The sequence below is a fragment of the Gemmatimonadota bacterium genome, assembly GCA_030747075.1.
Lineage (GTDB): Bacteria > ARS69 > ARS69 > ARS69 > ARS69 > ARS69.
In genome coordinates, this window is record JASLLL010000019.1 from 1 (window position 1) to 16634 (window position 16634).

Sequence of the window (16634 nt, forward strand, 5' to 3'; positions counted from 1 at the left end):
TTCAGGCAGACTCGCTCCGGCGCGAAGAGTTCCCCGTCCGTCGTCACGCGGGCAGGTTCTCCACAACGGCTTCCGCGAATCCGGAGGTGGACAACGGCTTCACATCGCCCATCAGCCTCGCCAGATCGTAAGTGACACGCTTCTGAAGAATGGTCTCCTCCAGCGCGGCCTCAATGGCGACCGACGCCTCTGACCATCCCAGGTAGTCGAGCATCATGACCCCCGAAAGCAGGAGCGAACCCGGGTTGACCTTGTCCTGATCCGCATACTTGGGTGCCGTTCCGTGCGTGGCCTCAAAGAGCCCGATGGAATCCCCGAGGTTGGCTCCGGGCGCCATCCCGAGTCCGCCCACCTGCGCGGCGCACGCATCAGAGAGGTAGTCCCCGTTCAGGTTCGGCATGGCCAGTACGGAATACTCGTCCGTGCGTGTCAGGATCTGCTGGAACATGCTGTCCGCAATCCGATCCTTCATGACGATACGACCGTCCGGCGCCGGGCCGTCCAGCGTGTCTTCGCGAACGGTCTCCCCGGCGAACTCCTCTTCCGCCAGTTCGTATCCCCAGTCGCGGAACGCGCCCTCGGTGAACTTCATGATGTTTCCCTTGTGGACGAGCGTCACGCTGGATCGGTCCCGGTCCAGCGCATGGCGAATGGCCTTCTTCACAAGACGCTTCGTTCCGAATGCGGAAATGGGCTTGATCCCGAGTCCTGATGCGTCTCGGATCTTCGCTCCCATTTCGTCCCGCAGGAAAGCCAGCACCTTCTCCGCTTCCGGCGTGCCGGATCGGTACTCGATGCCCGCGTACACATCCTCGGTGTTCTCCCGGAAGATCACGACATTCATCTTCTCCGGACTCACAACCGGACTCGGGACTCCCCGGAAGTAACGCACCGGACGAACGCACGCGTACAGATCGAGCACCTGACGCAGGGTCACATTCAAACTGCGAAACCCGCCGCCGACCGGCGTGGTCAGCGGTCCCTTGAGTGCGACGACGAAGTGCCGGATGGCCTCGAAGGTGTCCTCGGGAAGCCACTCGCCGTACTCCTCGTTGGCGCGCTCCCCGGCGTACACATCGAACCATGCAATCTTCCGGCGCCCCTCGTACGACTTTTCGACGGCCGCATCCAGGATGGTTCGCGTCGCACGCATGATGTCACGGCCGATTCCATCGCCTTCGATCACCGGGATCACGGGATGGTCCGGAACGATCAGCCCGTCCGGTCCAGCTGTGATGCGCTCTCCCTGCGGAGGGGTGATCCGGTCCAGCGCGGGGGCTCCCGCTTCGGTATTGTTCATCTCTTGATCCAGCCTTCCGGGGAGCCTCCTCCCCATGGTGGCGCCACCAGTGACGCCGATTTCACTCCAAAGTCCCCGTCACCGCCTCCACCGCGCCGAGGAGATCCCCGGCAAGGGCAAGGCGGGACGCGGCCCGCAGATCCGTCGCGGCGTGGCGATCTTCCTCCCAGAAGGGGACCGCCCCGCGCATGCACTTCCTCAAAGCTACTGTCGCGTCACCGAAGGACCCACCCCGGACGAGATCGACGGCCTGGCACGCGGCCATCGCCGCCGCACCCACGACGACGGCTGTGTTCTCCAGAATACCCCCGGCCTTGTGGACGGACACCCCGCCCATGCTGACATGATCCTCCTGGTCCGCGGACACCGGAATGGAATCCGCGCACGCAGGGTGGCACAGCACCTTGTTCTCGGAGACGAGAGAGGCCGCCGTGTAGTGAAGGATCATCAGCCCGGAATTCAGCCCTGTTGCCGGAGCGAGGAACGCGGGGAGCCCGGAGAGCGCCGGGTTCAACAGCCGGTTCATCTGCCGCTCTGCCAGGGAGGCGATCTCCGCGAGCGCAGTCCCGAAGTGGTCGAGCGCAAGCCCCAGACTCTCGCCATGGAAGTTCCCGGCGGCGATGATCTCCCGGGACTCCGCGAAGACGAGCGGGTTGTCGCTGGCGGCGTTCACCTCTACCGCCAGTCGTCGATCCAGGTCGTCGAATGCATCCGCCACGCCGCCCAGAATCTGCGGGACACAGCGGAGCGAATAGGCTTCCTGCACGCGCCCGCCGCTCTCGCCGCCGGTCCGGAGTGTCCGCAGATTGGCGGCCACGGCTCGCTGCCCCGGATACGGTCGCGCGTCGTGAACGCGTTCATCAAACGGCTCGGACGACGCGCCGAAGACCTCGAGAATCATGCCCGACACAGCCTGCGCCGTACGCAGGAGAATGCGCGCGTCGTGCAGGAGCAAGGTCCCGCGCCCCGCCATCACCTGGCAGCCATTGATGAGGCCCAGCCCCTCCTTGAAGGAGAGTGTCAGCGGCTCCAGCCCCGCCTCGCGGAGTCCCTCCACAGCCGGGAGGGTGCGCCCGTCGTGATCGACCTCCCCCTCGCCCTGAACCGCCAGCGCAACATGCGCCAGTGGCGCGAGATCTCCGCTGGCCCCCAGGGAACCCTTGGCCGGAACCACCGGGAGGACATCCTCGCGAAGCATTCCCTGAAGGAGCCGCACGAGTTCCGGACGCACGCCGGAGAGCCCCTTCGCAAAGAGGTTGATCTTCAGCAGAAGCACGGCGCGAACCTCGTCCGCCGCCAGCGCGGGACCGGTGCCCGCCGCATGGCTGCGAACGATATTCCGCTGAAGGTCTTCCAGCTTGTGTGCGTCGATCGCAACCTCGGCCAGGTGGCCGATTCCCGTGTTCACGCCGTAGATGATCTGACCGCTCGCGACACGCTCCTCCAGAAAAGCGCGCGCGCGCGCGACCGCGTCCATGGCGTCATCGGAAACGGAAGCGGGGGTGCGCTCCCGGGCGACGGACACGACATCCGCAAGCGTCAGATTCCTACCGTCGAGAGAAACCATCAATCGACCCCCCCCGGGGAGCGTTCAGGATGCGGCGAGCGATCTTCCCACAGCGGCCGGTCCGCGTCAACGCGCCCGCCGTTGCCCGGCGGAGGTCTCGCTGGTATGGTGCCGGGCATCCCCGATGAAGAGGAGTCGAGCATGAACCACACCGGTTTCGCGCTGTTGGGGGCGTGCATCATCCCGGACCCCGGCGACGGGAGCGACTCGGTGCTCATTCGCGGGGGGCGCATCGAAGCGGTGGGAAACGCCTGGGAGATCCGGCAGGCGGCGGGCGATCTCTTCACGCTGGAGGTCGGAGGGCGGCCGCTGTCCGCGGGCTTCCACGACGCCCACGCGCACTTCTTCCAGGCGGGGCTGGCGGGCGGGCGGCTGTCGCTGGAGTCCTGTCGAAGCCTCACCGAAACGCTGGACCTGCTTCAGGACGCGCTGGCTGCGGACAAGGGCCGCGGACCCTTTCTCGCCGAAGCGTGGGACTCCACCGATTGGCCGGATTCCCCCCCCGCCCGGAAGCACCTGGACGCCGTCACCAGCACCCGGCCTGTCATCCTGCGCCGAGTGTGCGGGCATATCGCGGTCGCCAACACGCCGGCTCTCGCGTTGCTTGCCCGGAAGTGGACCGGCGACGGAATCGACCCCGACAGCGGAATCTGCGTGGAAGGCCCGGCACTGGCGATGGACCAACTCTTCCCGCCCGGGAAAAGGGAACGACGACGCGCGTTCCAGGCCGCGGGAGACCAGTGTCTTCAGTGCGGCATCACGACCACGACCGACTTCCTGTCCCCCGACCTTCTGGAAATGTACCGACAGGAGATGGGCGAACGCCCGCTGCCGTTGCGAGTCCGCGCCTACCTCGTGGATCCGGATGCTCAGGCTCCGGACCCTCCGCATGAGAACGATCGCTTCCGTGTGGAGGGCATCAAGCTCTTCGCCGACGGCTCCATTGGTGGAGGAACGGCCGCGCTGGAGGCCGACTACGCCAATGCGAAGGGGGAACGAGGCGTCCTGCTGTTCACGGACGCGGAGCTTGCCGAAGCGGTTCGAGCCGGACACGATGCGGGTCGGCGCGTGGCCGTCCACGCCATCGGCGACCGCGCCATTCGACAGGTGCTCGACGCCTTCGCCGCGTTGAATCCGGAAGAGTCACGGGCGCTGGGGCATCGCATCGAGCATTTCGAGATGCCTTCGACCGAGGACATGAAGCGCCTGCGGGAGCTGGGCGTGCGCCCGTGCATGCAGCCGAACTTCGTCGGAGCGTGGGGCATGCCGGGCGGCCTCTACGAGCGCACCCTCGGATCGGCAAGATGGCGGCGCATGAATCCGCTCCGAAGTGTGGCCGACTCCGGCGCGGGGCTCTTCTTCGGGTCGGACGGCATGCCCACCTCCCCGCTTTTCGGGATCGCCTCCGCCGTCGGCCACCCGGTGGAATCGGAGCGTCTTTCTCCGGAGTCCGCCCTCCGCCACTACACGCTGGCTTGCGCGGAAGCCTCCGGCGATTCGATGCGCACCGGACAGATCCGCCCGGGCTTCGATGCGGATCTGGTGATTCCGGCTGTCTGGCCGGGAGACGAACCACCGGAAGAGAACGAATCACTTCTGACGATTCTCACGGGCCGGGTTGTCCACGCGGCCGGCCCCTTTCAACACTTGAGTACACAGGACTGCGACGGCAGCCTGCTGTCTTCGCCGGGCTGGCCCGGTCCCAACGGAGGAACCGCTTCGTGAAGCTCTCCGCATATCTCTCACCGGATGGCATGGCCATTCCGCTGACGAGCTCCGACAAGACTCGGGTGCTGGAGGAGCTGGTCTCGCTCCTGCCGTCCGCTCGCGACGACGCCACGCGCCGCGCACTTCTGGAGGCCGTCGTCGAGCGCGAGAACCGCATGTCCACCGGCATCGGCCAGGGCATTGCCATCCCCCACGGCAAGTCCGATCTCATCCCGACGATGGAGATCTCCTTCGGACTGGCTCCCGCCGGAGTCGCCTACGAAGCGCTGGACGGGGAACCGGTGCGCATCCTGTTCCTGCTCGTTTCCTCCCCCGGGCAAACCGGGCCACACATCCAGGCGCTGGCCCAGATTTCGCGCCTGCTCTCCTCCGATGTGCTGCGGGAGCGCCTCGCATCCGCCACGGAGCCCGCGGATGTCCTCGACATCCTTCGCATGGAAGAGGCCGTTCAGGAGGAGTCGGAATCATGACGCCGGATGCGCTCAAGCGGGCCGTGGGATACCGGGCCGCGGAACTCGTGGAGGACGGCATGGCCGTCGGCCTGGGGACCGGTTCCACCGCCCGCTATCTCGTAGAGCGACTCGGGGAACGCGTGGCAGGCGGGCTTTCGCTTCGGGCCGTCTCGACCTCGGACCGGACCTCCGCCCAGGCCGCCGAGGTGGGAGTCCCGCTGACCACGCTGGAGGAGTGCCCGGTTCTTGACCTGGCCATCGACGGCGCGGACGAGGTGGACCCCGACGGACAGCTCATCAAGGGACTCGGCGGGGCGCTCTATCGGGAGAAGCGCGTGGCGGTGGCCGCACGCCAGTTCGTGGTCATTGTGGACGAGTCCAAGCTGGTGCCCCGGCTGGGGGAAGCCTGCCCCGTCCCGGTCGAGACGCTTCCGGACGCCGTCCCTGCCGTGTCCGAGGCGCTCCGTCAGCTGGGAGCCAATCCGGTCCTCCGACCGGGAGCCGACGGCTCTGCGTGGATCACCGACAACGGCAACCCCATCCTCGACGCGCACTTCGCGGCGGTGGAGAATCCTGCCGGGATGGAGGCCGCGATCAACGCGCTGGATGGCGTTCTGGACAATGGCCTCTTCGCCGGTCTCACTTCCCGCGTCCTCGTGGGCTCCCCGAAGGGTGTCCGGGAATGGATTCCCCCGCTCGCACGCTGATCCCGCACAGGCGGCAAAAAGCGGATCCGGGAGTCCGAAAAGACGCGTGAAAGTCCGGGTTGATCGTTCCCGCACTAACTGCTTGCGATTCCGCCACTTGCACAGCGTTGGCAGGGTATTTAGACTTGAACTTCCCCTTCTCGACCCGTAGAATGGTGTCTGTGCGTTATCGTGTCTAGCCACCCGGAGTAACCCATGAGTGACATCGGGCAGAACATCCGGCTTCTCAGGCAACTCAAGGGCATCACGCAGACGGAGTTGGCCCACGGCGCGGGAGTCGCTCCGGCATACATCAGCCAGATTGAGTCGGACATTCGTGTTCCCAGTCTGAAGATTGCCCGCGGCATCGCCGAATCGCTGGGAACGACCGTGGGTGTCCTGCTGGGCGAGGATTCGGCCCACACGACGCTCCGGGGGCGCATCTCCAAGCTGGAGCAACTCCAGCTCCTCCAGCGCCTCGTTCTGGAACTGCAGGCGGAACTGGACGCTGAGGACGCTGTCGTGGAAGACGCCGGAGCTGCCGAAGACGCGGACGATTCCCCGGCACGCCGGGCTTCCGGCCCTTAGTCCGCGCGTCTCACCCGGCATCGGCGAACACCCCCATCGACCTCCCCGGCGTTTCGCGGTAGCCTCGGTCAATCAATCTGCACATCAAGCCGATGAGATGGAATAGCCACCCTCACTGCCCCTCACCCTCGAGCGACATGACTCAGAATCCAGGACCTCCCACGCCCGAACCACCTCCCCGCGCGAGGCCCGGCAGAGCCATCCCTTCCGGTGTCCCTCTCCGTCCCGTCCCCCGGGAGGCGAGGATCTTCGTCAACCGGAACCTCAAGATGGGGTCGCTCGGTGCCATCGGCTTCGATCTGGACCATACGCTCGCTCACTACCGGGTTCAGGAAGTGGACGAACTCGCGTTTCGCATCACCCAGAAGAAGCTGGTGGAGAAGCGTGGCTATCCGGAGGAAGTCCTGCGGATTCCCTACAACCCGCTCTTCGTCGTCCGGGGACTCGTGATCGATCGAAAGCGCGGCAACATCCTCAAGATGGACTATCACAACTATGTCACGCGCGCCTATCACGGCAGCCGCCTTCTCGACGAAGCCGATCGCAAACGAATCTACCGGATGCGGAGGCTTCGCCTGTCTTCGGATGCCTACATCTCGGTCGACACGCTGTTCCATATGCCCGAAGCCTATCTCTACCTGGCGCTCGTGGATCATTTCGAATCACGGGGAAGCACTCCGGACTTCGAAGCGATCTACGCCGATGTCCGCGCCATGATCGACGAAGCGCACGCCGACGGTTCCATCAAGCAGGAGATCCGCGCGGATCCCGCTCATTACATCGCGCCGGACCCGATGCTCGGGCGTGTTCTGGCCATGTTCCGCGACTCTTCACGGAAGGTGTTCCTTCTGACCAACTCCGAGGCCTACTACACCGATGTTCTGCTCTCGTTTCTGCTGGAATCAAACGGAGGCCCGTCCTGGAAGTCGTACTTTGATCTGGTCGTGGTCGATGCCTGCAAACCCGGCTACTTCCTGAATCGCGATACCCCCGGGCGTTTTCTGGAAGGCACCGGCGAACCGGGGAGCGTGTACTCGGGAGGAAATGTCGCCCACCTCGAGGAGCAACTCGGCTTCGCGGGAGACCGCATCCTCTACTGGGGGGACCACACCTACGGAGACATCCTGCGATCCAAGAAGAGTGTCGGCTGGCGCACGGCCATGATCATTCCCGAACTGGAGGCCGAGTTGGCCACCACCGACCGCATCTCCACCGATCTGCACCTTCTGAACGAAGCGCTGACCTCGCGCGACCGGCTGGACCGCGAAGAGAACCTGACGCTCCAGGCGTCCGAGCGGCTGGCCGCGATGGCGGAGCATTCGGCGGACAGCCCGGACGAGGTTCGCAAGGATCTCCTCTTGCGCCTCAAGCGAACCCGCGACCATCTGGCTGCCGTCCGCGCGGAGCGAGTGCGGCTCCATCGGGAGATCGCGCAGCGCGACGACGAGTGCCAGCGCGCCCACAACCCGTTCTGGGGAATGCTCTTCCGCGACGGAAACGAGATCACCCGATTCGGCCATCAGGTGCGGGACTTCGCCTGCATCTACACGAGCCGCGTCTCGAACCTCCTCAACTACCCGGCGGATTCCTACTTCCGCGCCCCGGTGAACCGCCTGCCGCACGAATGGTAACGCGCGGCCCGTTGACTTGACGCGCCTCTCCGCTCTACGCTGTCGCCTCACGCCAGCCTCGGGGACACGCTATGGAATCGATCGCAGGATCCGCTGAATCGTCCGCCCTCCGCGCCCATGTCAGTTCCACCACCGACGATGTCTACGCCATCACGAACCTCCCCGAGGAAGTGATCGCGGTGGTCTTCGCCTATGTCAGCCGCAGTCCGAAAAGTTTTCGGGACAACCTGCTCGCCGTCACCGAGGAGAAGGCGGGGCGTTTTCATGAGAAGTGGGTTCTGGACTACGGCCACGGATCGGTGGCCGAGCACGCCGCCGTGCATCTTGGGGTGGAGCGGATTTCGCGATACGCCAGTGCCGTGCTGGAAGCGTCGCGCCTGGTCTCCGTCACGGAGTACTCGCAGCGATATCAGCGACCCTCGCGCGGGGACTATGTCACGCCCCCCGGGCTGGAGGAAACCGGGCTGGCCAATCGCTTCCACCGGCTCCAGCACGACACCTTCGACTGCTATGAGCGACTCTTCGACGGTCTTCACGCGCACCTTCTTCGCAACGGGACGCGCCACGAGGGCGAAAGCGACGCGGCCTTTTCACGCCGGATGGAAAAGCTGGCCTTCGAGGACGCCCGGTACGCGCTGACGCTGGCGGTCCACACGAATCTCGGGCTGACGGCGAACGCGCGGACGCTGGAACAGATGGTGTCACGCCTCTTGTCGGAGGACAGTCCCGAATCGCGTGCGCTGGGTGAGTCGATGCGCGACGCGGCACGCACCGTCGCCCCCACGCTGTTGAAGTACGCCATGCCGAACGAGGCCCGGAAAGCGGCCGCCGCGCTGTGTCAGGATTTCGCTGCGCGCCTGGACTCTCCGGATGTCCCCGGGACGGACCCCGTGGCCGAACTGGCCGCATACACCGGAGAGAACACGCCGGACCCGGAAGGCTGGGCGCTGGAGCGTGTGCTCGAAGCCGCGCTGACGCCCTCGTGGCGCGGGACGCTCGGGGATCTCGCGGACGCGCTGACCACCCTTCCCCGCCGTGAAGCGTTCTCCGCTTACCGGGAACTCCTCACCTCAACGGGGCCGCATGATTCCACGCCGCGCGCGCTGGAGGAAGTCTCCTACGCGTTCCGGATCACGCTGTCGGAAGCGGCGTGGCACCAGTTCTTGCGTCACCGGATGATGTCGCTTCACGCGGCCGCCCCGGATACCACCGTCGGCATCACCGTCCCTCCCGCCGTTCAGGACGCCGGGCTCACCGACACGCTGCGCGCCGCCATCGAACCGGCGGAAGTGCTGCACCGCGAACTACAGGACCGCGACCCGCGTCTCGCGCCGTACGCGGTCACGAACGCCCATCACCGCCGCATTCGCGCGCGCCTGAACCTCCGGCAGTTCCACCACATCGCCAACCTGCGGCTGGACTCGTCCGCGCAGTGGGACATTCGGAATGTGGTCGTGAGAATGCGCGACTCCATTGCGGAAGTGCACCCGCGTCTCTGCGTCCATGCCCGTGCCCGGAAGGACGAGGCGCGCCGCGAGATGGAACCGGCCGCTACCAGTCCGGATAGCGCGAGATAATCGCGGCGGGGATGTCGCCTTCCCCGTCCCAGTTCGCAAACCGCATGGGGCCGGTGAACTCCAGCCAGTCGTAGGCGCGTTCGCGCAGATCATTCACGGCAGCCCGTGTCAACAGCGGGTCGGGGAAGTCGAACCTGCGGAGATCTCCGAAGCCGATGTCGGGGAGAAACCACGGAAGCTTCACTTTCAGTTCGGGGAAGTACATGGCCGAGCCGATGAGTCGACGGCCCTCCGGCGGCGGATCGATTCCGTTGGCAACGGAACTCCAGATCACCATGGCCGATGCCGTGTGAAGCCCGAACTTGCGGACATACTGCCCCCGGATGTCCTCCACCACTGACACCAGAACCGGGATGCCGTCCTCCATCACCTCGAACTGAAGGATGGAGCCGCCCGACACCTCTTCGTACACCACCACGACCTTCTCGTGCGAGAAGGTGTGCATCTCCACCATGGCCGCGCGAACATCGCGGCCATCGAGAAGAACATCCTCCGTCCAGCCACCCATGCGAAGTCCGCCGATGGTGATCTCCCGCACTTCGGGTCTGGAAAGATCGAATCGGAAGAGAAACGCGCCGGCCCCGGTCCGCGCTTCCTTCAGATTGAGAACGGGATAAGTGCCCGGGTTGCGGAACCGCGCGGAGAAGGCTTCGTGGAGATCGGCTTCGGAAGTGGTGTAGATGGCATCGGACTGGAGCGCCATCGCGCAGACCAGTGAGAAGGTCGACTCCGCATTGTAGAGGAGCGCGGCCAGCGCGTTCTTCCTCGACTTGCGGTGCCCCGGGGTTCCGTACCTTCCGCTCTGGTACGCTTCTTCGATCCGCCCCGCAAGGACCATGTTCCGATCCGAGATCCCGCTCCCGATCGAATCAATCGCCGCCGCGCCGAGATGCACGACCGGCAGGCCGTCGGGATTCGCCACGAGGTCATAAGGCGGCTCTCCCGCATCCGCGGGGAGTTGCATAGCCAGCGCGATCACGCATGCCCACTCGATGCGTCTCACCTTCATCCGCCTCCTCGAATCACGCTCAGAAGGAACAGGCTCAACTGAGGAACATAGGTGATCAGCGCCAGAGCGATCAACAGGATCCCGAGGAAGGGCAGGCTGGCGCGGTAGAGTTCCACGACGGACCTCCCGAAGCGATACGACGCGATGAAGAGGTTGAGTCCGATCGGCGGTGTGGAGTATCCGATCTCGAGGTTCGCCAGGAAGATGATCCCCAGATGCACAAGACTCACGCCATAGCCCTCCGCGACCGGAACGATGAGCGGCACGACGACGATGAGCGCGGAGAAGATGTCCATCAGGCTTCCGACGATCAGCAGGAAGAGATTGAGCGCGAGAAGGAACATGATGCGTGAGGTGAATGCGCCCTGCATCCACTCCAGAAGCCGCATGGGAACCTCGGCGTCGATCAGGTAGTTCGTCAGCCCGAAGGCCGCGGCCAGGATTGCGAGGATCCCGGCGACCAGCACCATGCTCTCGCCGGCCAGCGCGGGGAGGCGGCGCAGGGGGACATCGCGGTAGATGCCCGCCTCGACAACGATCGCATAGGCAGCGGTGAGGGTGGCGGCTTCGGTGACGGTGACGCGACCGGAGTAGATCCCGCCGAGCACCACAAACGGGAGCGGAATCTCCCACGCGGCTTCACGGAGAGCGCGGAGGGCGCGATCCCATCGGAAGGGGCTTCGCGTGACCTGTGCAACGCCCGCGCGGCGTGCGCCGTGGATCGCCAGCAGCGCGACAAGGAGCAACCCCGGCACCACTCCGGCGATGAACAGGTCATCGACCGCGACTCCCGCCACATACGCGTAGATGATCATCGGAAGGCTGGGAGGGAACAGGAGCCCCAGAGACCCCGAGGTCGTGAGCAGCCCGAGGGAGTAACGCTCCGGATAGCCGGACCTTGCCAGCGCCGGAAGAAGCAGCCCGCCGACCGCCACGATGGTGACTCCGCTGGCTCCCGTGAACGCGGTGAAGAGAGCGCAGGTCAGGAGAGCGACCACGGCCATGCCGCCGGGAAGCCAGCCCAGCCACTCCCGCGACAGCGCGACGAGCCGCCCGGACGCGCCTCCTTCGGCAAAGACCGCTCCCGCGAAGGTGAAGACGGGGATCGCGACGAGAAGCGGAGACCCCGCAAGCCGGAGCATCTCGATGACGACCGAGGAGAGTCCCACATCGATGGCGGTGAACGAGACCATCGCGATTCCGGACAGCACCAGAAAGAGCGGGAGTCCCAGCACCCCGGCGAGGAGAAGAAGCGCGACGAGAAGCCCGGTCACGAGCCCGCCTCCGCGTTCGCCTTCTCTCCCACCGATGGTGCCGTCGACGCTTCACCCGCCATCTCCTGAAACGCGAGGAAGAGGAACCGAAGCGCAAGCGGAAGGAAGGCCGCCGGGAAGAGCGCCACGACGACCCACGACGGAATGTCCAGGAAGAGGAGTTCGCTGAACAGGAGTTCATCGCCGAGGAGCGAGAGCGATGCGTGCGTGAGCGCGAGCGAGATCCACCCCGCGAGAAGCGCAATCCCCGTGCCGACTCCCCGGGCCGCGCGCGCGGAGAGGAGCCGGGTGGCGGCGTCGATCCGGATGTGACGCTTGCCTGCAACCGCGCGCACCATGCCGGAGAGCGCCATCAGAAGCAGAAGATGCCGCGTCAGCGGGTCGATCCAGAGAAACCCCGTCCCCAGAAGATTCCGCAGGACAATCTGAAGCGCGGAGAGCCCCAGGATGGCGAAGAGGGAACCCACGATCAGCCCCAGGAGCACATGATCGAGAAGTCGGCAGAGCACGGTGAACGGGCGGCCATGACGGACGAGAAACGCGAGGCCCGCCACGAGGAGCAGAACGGGGAACCCGCCGAGCAGGAAGGGCCCAATCTCGGGAAGATGGGACACCGCTTGCGCCAGAGCTTCCGCTGTGCCGCCCACTACTCTTCCGGCGCCGATGCGGCTTCGCGGTGAGCGAGAATCCGGGCGCGCACGCGTCCTAGAAGCTCCGCCGGGAAGAGGGAGGCGGTCCCGAGGTCGGCCGACCGGGCCCCGATGGCGAGGAACTCTTCCACGGCGTCTTCGTCCGCCTGGACCACGGTGATCCCCGCGGCACGGATGTCCTCGACCGCGCGACGGTTCTCGTCACGGGACGCGCTCTTCAGGCGAGTGAAAATGTCCGAGGCAATCCCTCGAATCTTCTCACGCGACTCCGCACTGATCTTCTCGAACTGTTTGCGCGTCACCACCACGGCGCCGATGGCGTGGCTGATCGGCGTGGCACTCATGGCCCCGACCCGCGTATGCCACTGCAGCACGACACACGCATACGGCGAGCAGTAGACGCCATCGATCAGACCCGTCTGGAGACTCGTGTAGACATCCGTGATCGGCAACGGCACCGGAGTGATCCCCGCCTCCCGGAAGAAAAGCTCGGGCAGCGGATCCCCCTCCCAGAGCCACATGCGCACATCGCGGAAGTCCGCGAGCCGCCGGACCGGTTCCCGGGTGAAGACATGGACGAAGCCCACCTCGGCCCACCCGAGAAGAACATAACCACGGCTCTCCACCAGGGCGGAGAACTCCTCGTCGAACGCGTCGTGCACGGCGTCCAGTTCCCCTTCGTCGGTGAAGAGGAACGGCGCTTCCAGCACGCGAAGCTCCGGCGCGATGACCCCCAGTCCGTTCCCGGTGAAGCCCCCGCCATGAAGCTGCCCGCTGCGCATCTTCCGCAGGACGAGCTTCTCGTCTCCCTGCACGCCGCCGGGGTAGAACCGGAATCCGGCCTCTTCGCCCGTGTCCTCGCGGACGCGGTCGTCGAGTTCGTGCATGAGGTTCATCCAGGTGGAACCCTCCGGCGCGAGCGTCGCGATCTTCATCGTGACGCGCGGCTTCGCGCTCGCGGGGCGCGGGGTTGCAAGAAGGCCCAGCGCGGCCAGAGTCATCAGCATGGTGCGGAGCCGCAAGCGGGCACCTCCCTAGTCGAAGATCTCGTCGGCAAGAGGGAGAAGGCGCGCGGCCTTTTCCCGGGCAACCGCATTCATCAGTTCCGCATCCGGAAGCTGCCCCGCGGGCGCATCCAGCACTTCGCGCAGGGACGACCGGTAGAGATCCCCGTCGAAGACCTGCATGCAGTAGGTTCGCGCATAGAACACCTGCGCCATGAGAAGGGTCCGGTCGCTTGCGGCGAATGCGAGTTCAAACTCCGCGAGCGAGGCTGCGGAATCTCCGCCGAGCATGGCGGGGCGCGCGCCGTGGAGGGAGCCCAGGAGAATGTGGGGCATCCCCCAGAACGCGTCGCCGTCGAGTTCGACCAGTCGCGTGACAAGCGGAAGCACCCGCGCAAGGTCGGCGGCGGCTCGCGGATCCGCCAGATTCAGCTGGATCCACGAACTCCAGTTGGCCGCGATCCACAGGAGCGCGGGGGCGTCCCCGGGATCGCAGGCGGCCAGCGCCTCCCGCAGCGACGGAAAGTCGCCGGACCGGATCGCCTGCTCACGATCCGGATCTCCGAACGCGCGCCACCCGAGTTCGATTCCCTGCCGGTAGAGAGTGGAGGCGCGGGCCGGGTCCTCGTCCTCGACGAATGCGTACGCATACGAAAAGGAGAGCATGGAAGCCAGTCGCGCCACTTCGCTCTGCTCGGGGTGGGATTCCAGAAGCCCTTGCAGAAGGAGAATGCTGGTGGGCAGGGCCTCGCGAACCAGCTGGGGATCCTGAGAGCGAAGCGCGGCCGTGGTGGTGTCGCGAAGGACGGGCGCCATGAGATCCACGGTGAGGCGCGTGGTGCTGCAACCCGTGACCGAAACCGCGACCCACGCGAGCGCGGCGATGGCCGCACGCTGCTTCTTCAAGACCGACTCCCCCCCCGCATTCGCGATTGCCGGAGTATCCGAACGGCCCGGCGGAACCGTCAAGCGGCGATCCGGCCCGGGGGAGGGCGAAAAGGGGTTCAGCGCACGCGCAGAACGGTCCGGGCCTCGCGGGTCCCGCCGGCTTCGATCCGCACGAGGTAGAGACCGGAAGCCGCACTCCGCCCCGATGGGTCCCTTCCATCCCAGTGAACAGTGGTCACTCCGGCGGGAAGGGTGCCGTTCACGAGACGCGCTACACGACGGCCGCTGACCGTGAGAATGTCCACGACGGCGACCGACGGGGCCGACAGATGCACGGGAATCGCGGTGGACCCGCGAAAAGGGTTCGGCCGCGCGGGAAGCAGAAGGACGGGGCCGGATGCGTTCGTTCCGGGCGGCGGGACGGCCGTCGCGCCGGTGAGAAGAGGTTTCAGGCCCATGAATCCCAGGTACGCGGTGACCCAGGCCTGATCGGACGAGTCGGGATCCGACGGCTGTCCCTGGATCCCGCCGTCGAGGTCGGTGGCGTCAAACGCGAGAAGGTAGTCCGTCAGACTCCGGTGGTTCATTCCGTGGGCGGGATCTCCGGTCGACTCCTCCAGGCGTTTCCACCCGAACGCGTACCAGCCCTGCCAGGCGTTCTCCCACGAACCCGGGTCCGCGAAGGTGTCCATGAACCCGGCGTTCGACGCCACCCAGGCCGCCTCTTCAGCGGGATACTCGTCGAAGTACGACTCGAGGAGCCCCCACATCACGGCGCCCCCGGACATGGCCCATTCCTCGCGCCCGAGAATGCCGGGGTCCGCGTCGACCCAGTTCTTCGCGCGCCGACCGCGCTTCCATCCGTTGGCCATCCAGAGTGAGTCGGACGCGGCCACCCCGTAGGCGCGCAGGTTCCCCGCACCCCAGGAGAGCACGGCCGGGTTCACGCGGTCGTGCATGTTCCCGGAACCGGTCACGCTCAGCGTGTTCGCCGACAGGTAGTTGGCGCAGCTGTCCACATACGCCTTGTGGGTGGTGTCCGCGAAGACGCGGGTGAACTCCATTCCCGCGCGGAGCGCCCAGCCGCAGTTGTAGTAGCGGTAGTAACCGTTCGCCGGAAGGGAGCTTCCCTCTTCCGAGTAGGCGGGGTGCCCGAGGACATAGGTCCATGACGCGTCGAGGTGCGGGAGGATGGACGCGTCTCCCGTCCGGTCGAAGTAGTGCGAGAACATCCAGATGGACTCGGAGGTGTTGTCGGTCTGGATGATGTGCAGGAGCGTCTCCCCTTCGCGGATCCCGCCGTACTCGGGGTCCAGGGGATCGGAGACCTGCATCGACGCGATGAACCAGACCGCGCGCGCGAAGGCATCGTCGTAGGAGGACGCGCGCGTCCCGGCGGGGGGCCGTGCGTCGGGGCGTTCCCCGGCGGGGAGACGGACCGCGCGCGCCACCGCGGCGTCGGTCTCCGTCCAGTAGGGCGTGGCCCACGCCCGGGCAGGCAGCAGGAGGGCGGGAAGGAGAAGGGCGGGAAGGAGGCGGCGCGTCAGCATGGCGAACTCCCGGTGGGGGTGCGACTGGGGCAGAACGAGATCATACCATGCGCGAGGCGTGGGGTTCACGCGCTGCGGGCGGGCGCGGCATACCGCGCCCCCGTTGAAACAGACCGGTGCTCACCCGGCACGCCGGGACCGCTGGCGGCTGGCTGCGCCGCCGCCCGTGCGCTCGGAACCGACGGTACCAGCCGGGTCTGTCCGTTGCTTGCAGGGGCAGGAGCGCGAGGAGGGAAGTTTGGCGTCCCCAACGGGCGTTACTTCGAACTCTCTTGGGTTGCTTCCAGACGTCGGCGGGCTGCGAGAAACGCTTCTGCTGGCCGCGTAGGGGGCGAGTTCGGCGAGCGGGACCCAAGCGGGATGAAGTTCGAACTCCGGACCCCAACGGGCGTTGGTTCGAACTCTGCTCGGAGGGGCGACCCCAACGGGATTCGAACTCTGCCCTACTCCTTATAGAAGCTGCCTTCACGCGGCCCTCAGTCGTCCAATGACCGCTGATCCGTCGGGCTACCATGATGACAAGAAGTCGGAATTGGGTGAAGCCAATCATCTCTCCAGTCTATCAGGCGCTCCGCAAGTCGTTCGGGCACAGCTCGATCGAGTTTTCGGACACTACGCGATTCAACACTCGGCGAACTTCGATTTGACAATGCTCAGCCGAAAGTTGGCCACCGAACGCAGGCAAAGCGACGTTTCCGGAAGAGACTAGCGGTCGTTCGAGCTCTTTGAC

General features: G+C 66.0%; 14 protein-coding genes. 6 read left to right on the top strand and 8 right to left on the bottom strand.

The genetic code is table 11. The features are described 5' to 3' along the window. Positions 1–43: 43 nt before the first annotated feature. Both icd and hutH read right to left on the bottom strand, forming a co-directional pair. Positions 44–1300, bottom strand: coding sequence for an isocitrate dehydrogenase (NADP(+)) (icd, locus tag QF819_07280; GenBank protein MDP6802962.1), 1257 nt, complete (start codon positions 1298–1300; stop codon positions 44–46). 61 nt (positions 1301–1361) lie between these two features. Then, the gene (hutH, locus tag QF819_07285; protein MDP6802963.1) at positions 1362–2867 is read right to left on the bottom strand and encodes a histidine ammonia-lyase; all 1506 of its coding nucleotides are present in this window, start codon (positions 2865–2867) and stop codon (positions 1362–1364) included. A gap of 105 nt (positions 2868–2972) precedes the next feature. Here hutH and QF819_07290 point away from each other — a divergent pair, with 105 nt between their 5' ends. The 6 genes from QF819_07290 (at position 2973) to QF819_07315 (ending at position 9529) form a co-directional block, all read left to right on the top strand. Beyond that, a complete protein-coding gene (locus QF819_07290) occupies positions 2973–4592 on the top strand; it encodes an amidohydrolase (protein MDP6802964.1) in 1620 nt (539 codons plus the stop codon). Continuing rightward, on the top strand, positions 4589–5065 hold the full coding sequence (locus tag QF819_07295; protein ID MDP6802965.1) for a PTS sugar transporter subunit IIA: 477 nt from the start codon (positions 4589–4591) through the stop codon (positions 5063–5065). The genes QF819_07290 and QF819_07295 overlap by 4 nt, the downstream gene beginning before the upstream one ends. Next, positions 5062–5754: a ribose-5-phosphate isomerase RpiA gene (rpiA, locus tag QF819_07300; GenBank protein MDP6802966.1), complete on the top strand. Its 693-nt coding sequence runs from the start codon at positions 5062–5064 to the stop codon at positions 5752–5754. Before QF819_07295 ends, rpiA begins: the two co-directional genes overlap by 4 nt. A gap of 195 nt (positions 5755–5949) precedes the next feature. Then, positions 5950–6321 carry a helix-turn-helix transcriptional regulator gene (locus QF819_07305; protein ID MDP6802967.1) on the top strand — a complete coding sequence of 124 codons (372 nt, stop codon included), beginning with the start codon at positions 5950–5952 and terminating at the stop codon, positions 6319–6321. 137 nt (positions 6322–6458) lie between these two features. Beyond that, on the top strand, positions 6459–7952 hold the full coding sequence (locus QF819_07310) for an HAD-IG family 5'-nucleotidase (protein ID MDP6802968.1): 1494 nt from the start codon (positions 6459–6461) through the stop codon (positions 7950–7952). A 71-nt stretch (positions 7953–8023) separates the two neighbouring features. Next, complete coding sequence (locus tag QF819_07315) at positions 8024–9529, top strand: FAD-dependent thymidylate synthase (GenBank protein ID MDP6802969.1); 1506 nt, start codon at positions 8024–8026, stop codon at positions 9527–9529. On the opposite strand, the gene QF819_07320 is transcribed toward QF819_07315, so the two are convergent. The 6 genes from QF819_07320 to QF819_07345 form a co-directional block, all read right to left on the bottom strand. Beyond that, positions 9504–10532: a hypothetical protein gene (locus QF819_07320; GenBank protein MDP6802970.1), complete on the bottom strand. Its 1029-nt coding sequence runs from the start codon at positions 10530–10532 to the stop codon at positions 9504–9506. The genes QF819_07315 and QF819_07320 overlap by 26 nt on opposite strands. A 2-nt stretch (positions 10533–10534) precedes the next feature. Next, positions 10535–11812, bottom strand: coding sequence for a TRAP transporter large permease subunit (locus QF819_07325; protein ID MDP6802971.1), 1278 nt, complete (start codon positions 11810–11812; stop codon positions 10535–10537). Next, positions 11809–12459 carry a TRAP transporter small permease subunit gene (locus QF819_07330; GenBank protein MDP6802972.1) on the bottom strand — a complete coding sequence of 217 codons (651 nt, stop codon included), beginning with the start codon at positions 12457–12459 and terminating at the stop codon, positions 11809–11811. The genes QF819_07325 and QF819_07330 overlap by 4 nt, the downstream gene beginning before the upstream one ends. Continuing rightward, on the bottom strand, positions 12459–13484 hold the full coding sequence (dctP, locus tag QF819_07335) for a TRAP transporter substrate-binding protein DctP (GenBank protein ID MDP6802973.1): 1026 nt from the start codon (positions 13482–13484) through the stop codon (positions 12459–12461). The genes QF819_07330 and dctP overlap by 1 nt, the downstream gene beginning before the upstream one ends. Before the next feature lie 12 nt (positions 13485–13496). Beyond that, positions 13497–14372: a TRAP transporter TatT component family protein gene (locus tag QF819_07340; GenBank protein MDP6802974.1), complete on the bottom strand. Its 876-nt coding sequence runs from the start codon at positions 14370–14372 to the stop codon at positions 13497–13499. A 98-nt stretch (positions 14373–14470) separates the two neighbouring features. Then, positions 14471–15904, bottom strand: a complete 1434-nt coding sequence (locus QF819_07345; protein MDP6802975.1) for a FlgD immunoglobulin-like domain containing protein — start codon at positions 15902–15904, stop codon at positions 14471–14473. Between the last annotated feature and the right edge of the window lie 730 nt (positions 15905–16634).

Coding starts and splice junctions, on each gene's coding strand:
- QF819_07345 (MDP6802975.1), bottom strand. CDS start 15,904: ATGCTGACGCGCCGCCTCCTTCCCGCCCTTCTCCTTCCCGCCCTCCTG.
- icd (MDP6802962.1), bottom strand. CDS start 1,300: ATGAACAATACCGAAGCGGGAGCCCCCGCGCTGGACCGGATCACCCCT.
- QF819_07310 (MDP6802968.1), top strand. CDS start 6,459: ATGACTCAGAATCCAGGACCTCCCACGCCCGAACCACCTCCCCGCGCG.
- QF819_07290 (MDP6802964.1), top strand. CDS start 2,973: ATGGTGCCGGGCATCCCCGATGAAGAGGAGTCGAGCATGAACCACACC.
- rpiA (MDP6802966.1), top strand. CDS start 5,062: ATGACGCCGGATGCGCTCAAGCGGGCCGTGGGATACCGGGCCGCGGAA.
- QF819_07305 (MDP6802967.1), top strand. CDS start 5,950: ATGAGTGACATCGGGCAGAACATCCGGCTTCTCAGGCAACTCAAGGGC.
- hutH (MDP6802963.1), bottom strand. CDS start 2,867: ATGGTTTCTCTCGACGGTAGGAATCTGACGCTTGCGGATGTCGTGTCC.
- QF819_07315 (MDP6802969.1), top strand. CDS start 8,024: ATGGAATCGATCGCAGGATCCGCTGAATCGTCCGCCCTCCGCGCCCAT.